Source organism: Pseudoalteromonas sp. SCSIO 43210 (genome assembly GCF_054133285.1).
In genome coordinates this window covers 2,904,430-2,917,840 of record NZ_CP087225.1, presented here as the reverse complement: position 1 = coordinate 2,917,840, position 13,411 = coordinate 2,904,430, and the positions used below count along the sequence as shown (strand labels likewise).

11 protein-coding genes are annotated in these 13,411 nt (G+C 38.9%); 9 read left to right on the top strand and 2 right to left on the bottom strand.

Annotation, left to right across the window (positions count from 1 at the left end):
- Positions 1 to 4 precede the first annotated feature (4 nt).
- From pgm to LOS73_RS12470, 6 genes are all read left to right on the top strand, one after another.
- The gene (gene pgm, locus LOS73_RS12495; RefSeq protein ID WP_457933771.1) at positions 5 to 1,642 is read left to right on the top strand and encodes a phosphoglucomutase (alpha-D-glucose-1,6-bisphosphate-dependent); all 1,638 of its coding nucleotides are present in this window, start codon (positions 5 to 7) and stop codon (positions 1,640 to 1,642) included.
- Positions 1,643 to 1,763: 121 nt separating this feature from the next.
- Positions 1,764 to 2,816, top strand: coding sequence for a succinylglutamate desuccinylase (gene astE / locus LOS73_RS12490; protein WP_457933770.1), 1,053 nt, complete (start codon positions 1,764 to 1,766; stop codon positions 2,814 to 2,816).
- A 265-nt stretch (positions 2,817 to 3,081) separates the two neighbouring features.
- Complete coding sequence (locus LOS73_RS12485) at positions 3,082 to 4,296, top strand: thiamine pyrophosphate-dependent dehydrogenase E1 component subunit alpha (protein WP_096793177.1); 1,215 nt, start codon at positions 3,082 to 3,084, stop codon at positions 4,294 to 4,296.
- On the top strand, positions 4,296 to 5,273 hold the full coding sequence (locus LOS73_RS12480; protein ID WP_457933769.1) for an alpha-ketoacid dehydrogenase subunit beta: 978 nt from the start codon (positions 4,296 to 4,298) through the stop codon (positions 5,271 to 5,273). The genes LOS73_RS12485 and LOS73_RS12480 overlap by 1 nt, the downstream gene beginning before the upstream one ends.
- Before the next feature lie 8 nt (positions 5,274 to 5,281).
- Positions 5,282 to 6,868, top strand: coding sequence for a dihydrolipoyllysine-residue acetyltransferase (locus tag LOS73_RS12475; RefSeq protein ID WP_457933768.1), 1,587 nt, complete (start codon positions 5,282 to 5,284; stop codon positions 6,866 to 6,868).
- A gap of 152 nt (positions 6,869 to 7,020) precedes the next feature.
- Complete coding sequence (locus LOS73_RS12470) at positions 7,021 to 7,380, top strand: DUF805 domain-containing protein (protein ID WP_033014910.1); 360 nt, start codon at positions 7,021 to 7,023, stop codon at positions 7,378 to 7,380.
- A 69-nt stretch (positions 7,381 to 7,449) separates the two neighbouring features.
- Here LOS73_RS12470 and LOS73_RS12465 read toward each other — a convergent pair whose 3' ends face one another.
- Both LOS73_RS12465 and LOS73_RS12460 read right to left on the bottom strand, forming a co-directional pair.
- Entirely contained in the window at positions 7,450 to 8,625 is a 1,176-nt protein-coding gene (locus LOS73_RS12465; RefSeq protein ID WP_033039039.1) for a putative manganese transporter, read from the bottom strand.
- A 242-nt stretch (positions 8,626 to 8,867) separates the two neighbouring features.
- On the bottom strand, positions 8,868 to 10,493 hold the full coding sequence (locus LOS73_RS12460; protein WP_008133732.1) for a M28 family metallopeptidase: 1,626 nt from the start codon (positions 10,491 to 10,493) through the stop codon (positions 8,868 to 8,870).
- A gap of 112 nt (positions 10,494 to 10,605) precedes the next feature.
- Between LOS73_RS12460 and LOS73_RS12455 the strand changes: the two genes are divergently transcribed.
- Genes LOS73_RS12455 through LOS73_RS12445 form a run of 3 tightly spaced genes read left to right on the top strand, consistent with a single transcriptional unit; the run spans position 10,606 to position 13,404 of the window.
- Positions 10,606 to 11,418, top strand: a complete 813-nt coding sequence (locus LOS73_RS12455) for a DUF3025 domain-containing protein (protein ID WP_457933767.1) — start codon at positions 10,606 to 10,608, stop codon at positions 11,416 to 11,418.
- Entirely contained in the window at positions 11,415 to 12,203 is a 789-nt protein-coding gene (locus LOS73_RS12450) for an ABC transporter ATP-binding protein (RefSeq protein WP_033028363.1), read from the top strand. Before LOS73_RS12455 ends, LOS73_RS12450 begins: the two co-directional genes overlap by 4 nt.
- Positions 12,196 to 13,404 carry an ABC transporter permease gene (locus LOS73_RS12445; protein ID WP_007375771.1) on the top strand — a complete coding sequence of 403 codons (1,209 nt, stop codon included), beginning with the start codon at positions 12,196 to 12,198 and terminating at the stop codon, positions 13,402 to 13,404. The genes LOS73_RS12450 and LOS73_RS12445 overlap by 8 nt, the downstream gene beginning before the upstream one ends.
- Positions 13,405 to 13,411 lie beyond the last annotated feature (7 nt).

Genomic DNA, 13,411 nt, shown 5'->3' with positions numbered 1-13,411 from the left:
TATAATGGCTATTCACTCAGGCGCAGGTAAAACTGCTCCACAATCGGCACTGGTTAATGTTCCAAAATTAGTATCTGCCTATTATTTAAATGAACCAGATCTTGAGCAGAATCCTGAGCATTGCGTTGCTTTTGGTACATCAGGCCACCGTGGGTGTTCTTACGATGTTAAATTTAACGAATCACACATTTTGGCGATTACTCAAGCTATTTGTGATTACAGAAAACAAAATGATATTTTTGGTCCGTTATTTTTAGGTAAAGACACACACGCACTGAGTGAGGCTGCATTTAATTCAGCTATTGAAGTTTTAGTTGCTAACGAAGTGCAAGTGATAACGCAAGAAAACGGTGACTTTACACCAACACCTGTAATCAGTCATGCCATCGTTAGTCATAACAAGCTACACCCAAATGAGCTTGCAGACGGTATTGTAGTTACCCCGTCGCATAACCCTCCTGAAGATGGTGGCTTTAAATACAACCCACCTAATGGCGGGCCTGCTGATACCGACGTCACTAAATGGATTGAAGACAGAGCAAATCAACTTTTATTAGAAGATTTAGTTGAAGTTGAGTTATTCCCATTCGCCAAAGCTTCACGTTCAGGTTTTATCCGCTACGAAGATTTAATGACTCCTTATATTGATGATTTAGCAAATATCGTTAATTTAAAAGCAATTAGCGATGCAGGTATCAAAATTGGTATCGATCCACTTGGTGGTTCGGGTATTAATTTTTGGCCTGTTATTGCTAAAAAATATAATTTAGATTTAACCGTTGTTAATGATGTTGTTGACCCACGTTTTGCTTTTATGCCACTTGATAAAGATGGCAAAATTCGTATGGATTGTTCATCACCTTATTCAATGGCGAATCTTATTGCATTAAAAGATGATTTTGATGTGTCTATTGGTAACGACCCTGACTACGATCGCCACGGTATTGTAACGCCAGATGGTTTAATGAATCCAAACCACTTTTTAGCAGTGGCAATCGATTACTTACTTAAACACCGTGATTGGAATGAAACCGTAGAAATTGGTAAAACATTGGTTTCTAGCTCTATGATTGACAAAGTAGCTGCTCGTAACAGCCGTAAAGTTAAAGAAGTACCCGTAGGCTTTAAATGGTTTGTTGAAGGCTTAAGTAAAGGCAAACTTGCGTTTGGTGGCGAAGAAAGCGCCGGTGCGGCATTCTTACGTTTTGATGGCTCTGTATGGTGTACAGATAAAGACGGCTTCATAATGGGGCTACTCGCTGCAGAAATACTTGCTGTGACAGGTAAAACGCCATCAGCGCTTTATAAAGAATTAGAACAAGAGTTTGGTTCTCCAATTTATAAACGCCTAGATGCACCTGCTACAAGCGGTCAAAAATCACGTTTAAAAGCATTGAGTGCTTCTGATGTTAAAGCAGATACACTTGCTGGCGAGCCTGTTTTGCAAAAATTGACTCATGCACCAGGTAACGATGCGGCAATTGGTGGTTTAAAAGTGGTCACTGAAAATGGCTGGTTTGCAGCGCGTCCATCGGGTACTGAAGATATTTATAAAATATACCTTGAATCATTTAAAGGTGAAGCGCATTTAGCGTTACTTGAAAAAGAAGCTAAAAAGCTTGTAGATTCAGTTATAAGCTAACTTAATCTAATAATTTTAAAACGGCTGATTTATTCAGCCGTTTTCGTTTCTATACCTTGTGTATTTATAAAAATATATGCATAAGAGTCTACTCTCACATTATTTTTAAAGGGCTTATTATATGTCAGCCAATCCATCTTACTTAAATGAATTAAAACAAACTGGCGATTTTTTAACGCTTAGTCGTGACAACGAATGGCATTTAGATGCAGGTGAGTTTGTTTTAGATAATGGGACTCGTGTAAATATACACGATACCGGTGTAATTGAGTTTCAACCTGCTGTTAAAACAAGCAAAGATGTAATTTATTCAAGCGCTGTACACGGTAACGAAACTGCGCCAATTGAAATTTGTGATACGCTCATTAAACAAATTATAAAAGGCGAGCTGATACTTAAGCAGCGTGTTTTGTTTATTTACGGTAATCCACAATCAATTAATATTGGCCTGCGTTTTGTAGAAGAAAACTTAAATAGATTATTTAATGGTCACCATACAGTTGAAGGTGTACCAATGAATAATGAGCGAAACCGCGCTGCAAAGCTTGAGCAGTACGTAAGCGATTTTTATGCCCGTGGCGAGCAAGGCAGCAGCCGATGTCATTACGATCTACATACTGCTATTCGTGGATCAAAGAATGAAAAGTTTGCCGTGTATCCATTTTTACATGGTAAGCCATGGAAAAAGTCGCAGTTACAATTTTTATTGAGCTGTGGTGTAAATACCGTGCTTATGATGAAATCTCCTGCAACAACATTTAGCTATTATTCGTCATTTGTACATGGTGCAGACTCGTTTACAGTAGAGCTTGGACAAGTTAAGCCATTTGGGCAAAACGATATGACACGTTTTGAAAAAACAAAGCAAACACTGACTGCATTAATTAGCCAAACTGACGTTGAATACCTTAAATTTAATGCAGAAGATTTTGAGTTGTTTTCAGTGCATAGAACAATTAACAGGACACAGGACAATTTTAGTTTTCCTTTTTCTGACGATGCCGAGAACTTTATTGGCTTTGCGAAAGGTGAACTACTTGCAACCGACGGTGATACAGCGATTTACGCTGACGTTGAAGGAGAGGCTATTATTTTTCCAAATGCGAGCGTAGCATTAGGGCAAAGAGCACTCCTTACTGTTATTCCAATGGATATTGATAGTAATTTCATCTAATTTGACTCATCAGACCACTAGTAACTTAAAGTTAACTATATGATTACTATTAATTAAAGTAGCCGTATCGTTAACTTGCCACTTATTTAGCCAGTATTTGCTTTTGTTTTGTCCCAGATTTGTTGAATAACACTTTACGTTAACGTAAAGTGTTGGCAGCTTTAATTAAAGATAGTGCAGATGTTGCAAAGTTTAACCAGCAACAATCACCCACAATAATAATTTAAAGGGGCACTGTTTTACCGACAACAAAAGAAGGTAGGTTATGAGTAATCCAAATAACGTATCGCTGAATATTAACCACGCGCTTGAATTTATTGATGGCCAAGCACTTAATATTCCAACCCTTAGTATTTTAACTGAGGACGGCGACATCCATCCTAGTGCAACCGCACCTGACATTTCAAAACATACCGCTATTAAGTTATATGAAACAATGCGTTTTATACGTTTGTTAGATGAACGTATGCAAGGCGCGCAGCGCCAAGGCCGTGTTAGTTTTTATATGCAATGCCTAGGCGAAGAAGCCGCAGTTACAGCCTCTGCTGCTGCACTTGATCAAGACGATATGATCATGGCGCAATATCGTGAACAAGCTGCATTGCATTACCGTGGTTTTACACTTGATCAATTTATGAACCAAATGTTTTCAAATGAATTGGATTTAGGCAAAGGTCGCCAAATGCCAATCCATTATGGCTCTAAAGCGCTAAACTACATGACGATTTCATCGCCATTGGGTACGCAAATACCACAAGCAACGGGTTATGCATATGGCCAAAAAATAAAGCACATCGACGCTAAAACAGGCGAGCTTGCCAGCACAATTGATAATGTGACTATTTGTTACTTTGGCGAAGGTGCTGCATCAGAAGGTGACTTTCATGCCGGTTTAAATATGGCCGCTGTTCACAGAGCGCCGGTTATATTTTTTGCACGTAATAACGGCTATGCAATATCAACCCCTGCTGATGAGCAGTTTAAAGGCGATGGTATCGCCTCGCGTGGTGTTGGTTATGGTATTAAAACAATTCGTGTTGATGGCACAGATGCACTTGCAGTGTATGCAGCGACCAAAAAAGCACGGGAAATAGCCTCAACACAAGGTGAACCTGTACTTATTGAATCAATTGCTTATCGATTAGGCGCGCACTCTACATCAGACGATCCAAGTGGTTATCGCTCTAAAGATGAAGAAGCGAATCATCAAACGTGTCCTATTGATAAATTTAGAAAATGGCTGGTCAAGCAAGACTGGTTAAACGAAGAAGACGACATAAAAGCAAAAGAGTCGATTCGTGAAGAAATTTTAGCAGCGCTAAAGCGTGCTGAAGTTGTTGCCAAGCCTGCTTTAGAAGAATTGGTCTCAGACGTTTACGATACACCTATTCCCTTATTGCAACGCCAGTACGAACAATTAAAAGAACATATAAAGCAGCATCCAGATGCTTACCCAGTAACCGCAGGGAGAATTAAGTAATGGCTAAAATGAACATGCTTCACGCAATTAACTCTGCCCTGGATATTACGATGAACGAACACCCTCAAGCCTGTATTTTTGGCGAAGATGTTGGTTACTTCGGTGGTGTATTTAGAGCAACATCAGGCTTGCAAGAAAAGTACGGTAAGCATCGTGTTTTTAATACGCCTCTAACCGAGCAAGGTATTTTAGGCTTTGCTAATGGTTTAGCGGCATTTGGTGCACCTGCATTGGCAGAAATTCAATTTGCTGATTATATTTTTCCAGCGTTCGATCAAATAGTAAATGAAGCTGCTAAATTTCGTTACCGTAGTGGTAATGAATTTAATGTGGGTAACTTAACTATTCGTACGCCTTATGGCGGTGGTATTGCAGGCGGTTTATATCACTCGCAATCACCCGAAGCTTATTTTGCGCATACACCGGGCTTAAAAGTGGTTGTACCGCGTAACCCTTATCAGGCTAAAGGTTTATTACGTGCTGCAATTAAAGATGATAACCCGGTCATATTTTTTGAGCCTAAGCGTTTATACCGTGCATCAACAGGCGAAGTGCCTGAAGAAGATTATAGTATTGAATTAGGCACGGCTGAAGTAGTACAAGAGGGTACCGATATTACGCTTTTAGCGTGGGGTGCTCAAATGGAGATTATTGAAGAGGCAGCACAGCAAGCAAGCGAGCAAGGTATAAGCTGTGAAGTAATAGATCTTCGTAGTATTTTACCATGGGATGTTGAAACGATTGCTAAATCGGTTATTAAAACCGGCAGTTTAATCGTGAGCCATGAAGCGCCCATAACTAATGGCTTTGGTGCCGAGATAGCAGCAACAATACAACAAGCGTGTTTCTTGCATTTAGAGTCGCCAATTTTACGTGTATGTGGCTTAGATACACCATACCCGTTGGCACTTGAAAAAGAATATGTACCGGACGCACTAAAAGTGTTGGCTGCAATTAAACAATCAATGGATTTTTAGGGGTTACCATGGCTAAAGATTTTATATTACCCGATATTGGTGAAGGCATTGTTGAATGCGAAGTTGTTGAGTGGCTAGTTCAAGAAGGCGATACCGTATCTGAGGATCAGCCAATTTGTGATGTGATGACAGACAAAGCATTAGTACAAATTCCGGCAGTGCATGATGGTGTTATTACAAAGCTATATTATCAAAAAGGTGAAATTGCTAAAGTACATGCCCCTTTATTTGCTATGGATGTAACTGGTGATAGTACGAGTAATGAAGTAGTAGAAGAGCTAGTACAAGCTGAAAATCAAACTTATAACAATGCATCTGATGTAGTTGAGGACTTTATACTACCAGATATAGGTGAAGGTATTGTCGAATGTGAGATTGTTGATTGGCTAGTCGCAGAAGGCGATGAAATAGAAGAAGACCAAGCGGTTTGTGACGTAATGACCGACAAAGCATTAGTACAAATTCCGGCAAAATATACAGGCACAGTGCAAAAGTTATATTACCAAAAAGGTGAAATAGCAAAAGTACATAGCCCGTTGTTTCAAATGACAATTGCAGGCAGTGCAGTAAAGCCAAGTGTTGATATAAACCAAGCGGTCGTAAAGGCTCAAACTAATGCCGTCGCTGAAAAAGTTGCCACTGTTAAAACAGAGCAAGCTGTAAAAGTTATCAATCAAAAAGCGGTTGCATCCCCCGCGGTTCGTCGTAAAGCACGTGAGCTAGATGTTGATTTAACGTGCGTTCCAGGTAGTGGTAAAAATGGTCGAATTTACAAGCAAGATATTGAAGAGTTTGTAAAAGGCGAAGTGCCAAATACTATTGATACTTCACCGCTTAATAGCGATGCTTCTCAAAGTGCAGTACAAAACCAAACACAGAATCAAAGCGGTGGTGTACGAGTAGAGCAAATTAAAGGCATTAAAGCGGCCATGGCCAAGCAAATGGTGGCATCGGTTTCAACTATTCCGCACTTTACGTTTAGTGATGAAATAGACTTAACACAGCTTATAGCTTTGCGCAGCTCCTTAAAAGAGCAGTACAAAGCACAAGGCGTAAAGCTCACCATGATGCCATTTTTTGTAAAAGCACTCTCGCTAGCAATGAAAGAGTACCCTGTACTGAATTCAAAAGTGAATGATGATTGCTCAGAGCTTACCTATTATAGCGATCATAATATTGGTATAGCGGTTGATTCAAAAATTGGCTTGTTAGTGCCTAATATTAAATCGTGCCAGAGTAAAAGCATTGTAGATGTAGCCAATGATTTAACTCGCTTAACTCATTCAGCGCGAGAAGGGCGTGTTGCACCGGATGATTTAAAAGGTGGGACGATTAGCATCTCTAATATTGGTGCAATTGGCGGCACTATCGCAACCCCTATAATTAATAAACCAGAAGTGGCTATTGTTGCGCTTGGTAAACTACAGCATCTACCACGTTTTGACGAAAGTGGGCAAGTTGTGAGTAAAGCTATTATGCAAGTGAGTTGGTCTGGCGATCATCGCGTTATTGATGGCGGGACTATTGCTCGTTTTAATAACCTATGGAAATCGTACTTAGAAAATCCTTCGGCAATGATGATGGCAATGAGTTAATAACTCAATTGTTAATGTGTAATAAAAAACCAGCTTTAAGCTGGTTTTTGTTTTAATATGAACTGTTTTTAATTAAGATACAATTGTTACTAAAAAGTAATTGAAATCAAGCCCATTAGGGAATATAAAAAATAACATTAAGGAATATTATTATGGAATATTATATGGATGCGTTGCGTAGCTACGCAGATTTTTCAGGTCGTAATCGCCGCAAAGCTTTTTGGATGTTTTATTTGATTAACTTTTTAATCGCTTTAGCATTATCAGTAGTTGATGAAGTACTTGGTATAGCTCTTATTGGCACTATTTATAGCCTTGCACTATTAATTCCTCAATTAAGCGCCGGTGCTCGTCGCCTTCATGATACTGGCCGCTCTGGTTGGTGGCAGCTACTTTGGTTAGTACCTATTATTGGTTGGATAGTTATAATTATCTTTTTAGCGCAAGATTCTCACGAAGGTGAAAACGATTTTGGCCAAAACCCTAAAGAAGGTTTTGTGGCAGCAGAGTAAGTTACTATGTTTTAGCAAAAAGCTCAGCAATTGCTGAGCTTTTTTGTGTTTATAATTTACAGTATATCTTTAGATATCAACCAAAAAATAGAGTCCATAGCCTACAAGTAAAGCGGGAATAGATGTATAAAGCGTAGCTATCACTGCAGCTCTAGGAGCCATTGCTATTGCTGGAAATAACGCATCACCATCGTTAGAAATCGCGTTTCCTGCTAAAGCACTAAAGGGAATAATGCCTTGAATATACAATGTAGTGACAATTATTTGCGGGCCACAGCCAGGTAAAAACCCAATAACAACTGCAATAAGCGGTGCTAAATAGGCGTAATGTACAAACCACGTTTTTAAGTTCAGTCCTGCAATATTGACTAAAATTTCAAATAACATAAAAGAGGCTACTACCCATGCAGTTACAAAGTGTGTGTCTTGTAATACTTTAATTATTTTAGAAGGAGGATTGCACGTATCATCTTCTGAGGTCACTTCTTTATAACTTTCACCCTTTGACGAAAATGCCCAAATACTGACAACAAAGAGTGCCATTGCGGCACCAAAAAAACTGATCATAGTATCTATATTTGTGCCAAATTTTGTGAAGTCGACATTAAATGCAATTAAGAAAGCAATGATTAAGCTAGGTACAATTGTTATCATCCACACAGGTTTACTAATTTTAATAATATTAGTGGGTAAAATTTTAATTTGATGTTTTTGTTCTTGCGCTGTTGGGCGTAAAAAATCTTTACTGTGCATTGCATTAACAAGTAATCCACTTACTATACCGACAGTTAATCCTATCCCCATAATAATTAAACCTTCAGTAGGGCGTGTGGCAAGTAGCAAAAAAGCAGCATCGCCCATCGTTGCTGTTAGCACCGCAACAATAGAGCCAAAGCTCGCTTGACCTTTAGTAAACTGCGTAACAACTATAATAGCGCCACCACAGCCAGGTAATGCACCTAAAACAGCAGCAAAACTAATTTCTAAAATAGGCGACTTAGCACTTAAATAACTCAGCTCTAGTTGAGGTAAATGCTCTATAGCGTAGTAATAAATCAAAAGGGTAGCAGCAACAAACACACTCACTTGAAAAAAAGCATCGCTTAACGCAATCACAGTAATTTCACGTAAGGTAGGTAATGCTAAGCAAACCAATATAAATAAAGGTAGCAATAAACGTTTGTTTTGGCCTATAAACTGTCTTGACGCGGGAGTTATTAAACCAAAGTGAGAGAGTAGAATCATACAATGCGACCTAATAAATTATCTAAGTCACACTGTATATTTTAATTAAACGATAATCAATATCATTTGCATTAATTAAGTCGAATGCTTGTTTGAATTTCCGATTAAAATAAAACAATGTGCGTATCCATTTATGTGTCAATATCACCTACTTGTGGGTTATAACCACAATAGGCTACCTAACCTAAAAATAAAAAACACATCGCTGTAAATTTAACCTTTGATGGTAAACACGACTTATATTATTTACGTTGAAATTCTGAATTTGTATTCCACGTTGGCCATTGCTCTTGCTCAGAAATATCAAAACCTACTTTATAAAACAATTGTAAGTCTTGAACAGCACCCGATAAATCCCATTCATCTCTATAACGATCACATGGTTGATGGTAACAACCGCGAAGTACTAAGCTCATACGTTTACGGTAATTAGCCGTTTCTTCATCAGCAGCTACTGTGCCGCCACCGGCGTACATGGCTGGAATACCCATGTTAGCAAATGCAAAGTGATCAGAGCGGTAATAGCCACCAGATGACGGTTTAGGATCGCCTGATATTGTTCTGCCTTGCTCTTTAGCTGCAGTTGCTAAAAACTCATCCATTTGTGATTTACCAATACCAACCACATTCATGTCTTTTACCTTGCCTAATAAATTTAAGCTATCCATGTTTATGTTAGCGACTGTTTTATTCGCAGCAATCACTGGGTTTGCTGCATAGTATTTAGAGCCAAGTAAACCTTGCTCTTCAGCAGTTACCGCTAAAAATGTCATTGAACGGCTAGGATGCTTAGGTAACTTAGTAAAGGCTTCAGCTACTTCAATTAGCCCAGCTGTACCCGTTGCGTTGTCATGAGCACCGTTATAAATTTGATCGCCTTTACGTGTTTTATCCGTACCTAAGTGATCCCAGTGAGCTGAGTAAATAACATGCTCATCTACTTGCTCGCTTCCTGGTAACGTAGCAATAAAGTTATACGACACTGATTTTTTAATCGTATTTTTAACATTAACAGAAGCAGTTAAATCGCCCATATCAACATGGTAAGCACCTTTAGCAGCATTTGTTTTAACGGTATCAAAATCTAAACCTGCTTTAGTGAAAAGCTCTTTTGCTACGTCAGTTGTAACCCAGCCTTCAACAGCTACACGATCCATATTGTTGTTTTCTTTTTGAAAACCAAACTGCTCACCACTCCAAGAGTTTTCAACTACTGACCATGGGTAAGATGCAGGTGCTGTTTCATGAATAATAATTGCGCCAGCTGCACCTTGTCGACTTGCTTCTTCATATTTGTATGTCCAACGACCGTAATAAGTCATTGCATCGCCAGTAAATAAAGCAGGGTCTTTTGTTGCAAAGCCCGGATCGTTAACCAGCATTACAACCGTTTTGCCCTTAACGTCTAACCCTTCGTAGTCATTCCAATTGTATTCAGGTGCATTAACGCCGTAGCCCACAAATACAAGTTCAGAATTTTCTATGCCTTCTTGTGCGCTAATGCGGCTGCTACCCATAACCATGTCTTTTTTATATTGATAGTCTTTACCACCAATACTAAGCACCATGTTCGAATCAGCTTCTAAAGAAACTAATGGCACTTCTTGTAAGTAACTGTCGCCATTGCCTGGTTTTAAACCTAAAGCTTTAAACTGCGCAGTTAAATAATCAAGCGTTAGCTTTTCGCCAGGTGATGAAGGAGCACGGCCACCAAACTCATCCGATGCGAGTACTTTTACATGTTTAGCCAGTTCATCAGCTTGAATACTGTTATATCCATTTGTTACATCAGTAGGGGTAATACTTGTTGTTGCGCAACCTGCTAAAACAGCAGTAGCGAGGAGTGTGAGAGAGAAATAATGTTTCATGTCAGCTCTTTTTTGTTTTAAGTTGTGATTAGTATATTAACTTCTATTAAGCAGAACCAGTTTTTGCGGTAAACTTCTCGTAAATTATAGGCATAAATTGTTAAAGGTTTAAATGAAGCGTTTTACTCCCCCAGAGCAGTGGCAAATCAGTAGTTTAGAAACAGGTGCATTTGCGCATTTACGTGAGCTATTTAAAGTTAACGAACTAACAGATTGGCCGGCGCCGCAGTGGTTTTCTCCATTTTTAACTGCTATTAATGAGAATAATATTCCTATTACTTTTGAAGATGATGCAAAGGTAGAGTTTGGCGATCGCTATTACGAGCAAGTAATTTTTGAAACGGGTGTTGTACCTACACGCAGTGAAAATTGGCATGACTTATTTGGTGGGTTTGTATGGTGTTTATTTCCAAAAACAAAAGCGTTAATAAACCATCGACATGTGCAAGATATAGCTGAGCATGGACTGCAACAGCGTACCAAGCATCGTAATGCACTAACGCTTTTTGATGAATGTGGCGTTGTATTGGCTATAAGTGAGAGTAAATGGCAGCAGTGGCTTTGCGATCACCAATGGAAAACTGCATTCGTTGAACACAGACATGAGTGGGGTAAAACAATAAAACCTTTTATGTTTGGTCATGCTAATTATGAAATGCTAACAAAGCCTTATATAGGTTTAACGGGTAAAGCGTTATTTGTTTGTGTACCTAATGAAATATTTTGTAAAGATTTAGTAACTCAATACCAGTACCTTGACCAAGCCCTTTATGAGATGATTAATACAGATAACTGCTTAGCCGATAACAAAAAGCTTTCACCACTGCCTTTATTAGGTGTGCCTGGCTGGCATGACGAAAACAAAGACGACTCTTTTTACAACAATACAGATTATTTTAGAGCGAAACGAAGGATGCGAACATGATAGAAGTTGCTGGGCTTAAAAAGAAATTTAAGCTAACTAAAGATCACAAAAAAAATAAAATAGATGACATCGATCCTCGTGAAGATAAAGACTACTTTCACTCAGTACGAGACGTTAATTTTAGTTGCGCTAAAGGTGAGGTACTTGGATTGCTCGGCCCAAATGGTGCGGGTAAAACGACGACACTTAGAATGATTTCAACCGCGTTAAAGCCCGATGAAGGCTCAATAACGATTGCCGGAAACGATATTGTAAAAAAACCGCTATTGGGACGTAAGTCTATTGGTTTTTTATCAGGCTCTACAGGGTTGTATGGCCGCTTAACTGTAAAAGAAAATATAGAGTATTTTGCAAAGCTTCATGGCATGAACAAAAGCGATATAGCAACGCGTTGTGATGAGCTATTTACATTGCTTGATATGCACAAATTTGTAGATAAACGGGCAGAAAACCTTTCAACAGGTATGAAGCAAAAAGCAAATATAGCGCGTGCAGTTGTTCATCGCCCAGCAGTTGTGGTACTTGATGAGCCAACAACGGGCCTTGATATAATGACAACACAAACAGTTATTAAATTTATCAAAGGTTTAAAGGCGCAGGGGACACCTGTTATTTTCTCAACCCATCATCTAGATGAAGTAGCCCTTTTATGTGACCGTGTCGCTGTAATTAACGAAGGTATTAGCTGTTTTGACGGGACAGTAGAAGAGTTTAAACAAGCAGGCAATAGTGATGAGCTTAACCAGGCGTTTATGAATATATTAACGGAGAAACATGATGTTTGAGGTATTTAAAAAGGAATTAAGAGAGTTATTACGCGATAAAAAAACGCTATTATTTGTAGTCGCGCTCCCTGTTGCTATATTTCCGTTATTGTTTGCCGTAATGGCATTTATAAGCTCGCAAGCTGCAATGGACGCTGAGCAAAAAGTAAATACTTACGCGATTATCAACGGTGAATACGCACAAGAATTTACTGACAAAGTGTTTTATCACAAAAGTTTTGAGCTTTATAAAGGGGATAAAACCTTTAACAATATTGATGAGCTTAAAGCAGGCGTAATCGCTGGCGATATTGATATGGGTATTTATTTACCAAGTCATGCTGTGCAAACATTGGACGATGGAAAACAAAGCCAGTGGCAGGTTGTTTTTAACGATTCAAAATCTATCAACTTTTTATTCGAACGCGTTAAAGAACTCGCAAAAGAATACAGTGACGTGCTCCAAACTCAAAAGCTAATCAGTTTTGGTATTGAAGAGTCTGTTCAAAAATCTATTCTTAATCCGATTGAAGTCATAAAAGTGGATACAGCCGATAAACGTGAAAACCTTGGCGAAAAAATTGGCGGGTTTTTACCTTATTTACTTATTCCATTAGTATTGATGGGGGCAACTTATCCCGCTATTGATTTAGGCGCTGGCGAAAAAGAACGTGGCACGCTAGAAACACTCCTACTTACACCTATTACGCGTACAGAGCTGGTGCTTGGTAAATTTATAACCTTGTTAACTACATCCATTGCCTCCACAACCATAACGGTCTTAAGTATGGGCTGCTGGATAGCACTGGCGCTCGCATTTGCCGATCTTGATTTTATTAAAGCGGCATTTAGTACATTAGCAGTTACCGACTTACTGATGATATTTTTACTATTATTACCGGTTGCAGCTATATTTTCGGCCTTAGCTCTGGCTATATCTATCTATGCTCGCACGTTTAAAGAAGCGCAAAACTATATGGCACCACTTAGTATGGGCGTATTTTTCCCGATTATTATTTCAATAATGCCAAATATGGAACTCACTGCTAAAACAGCATTTATTCCAGTTACAAACGTGGCTTTAGCGATTAAAGAAATAGTAAAAGGGACTGTTGATTACACATTCATAGGCTTAATATTTTTAGCCACTGCAATCATTGCTGCAGGGCTACTGGCCTTTTGCGTTAAGTGGTTTAATCGCGAAGATGTACTTTTTAGATGATATAAAG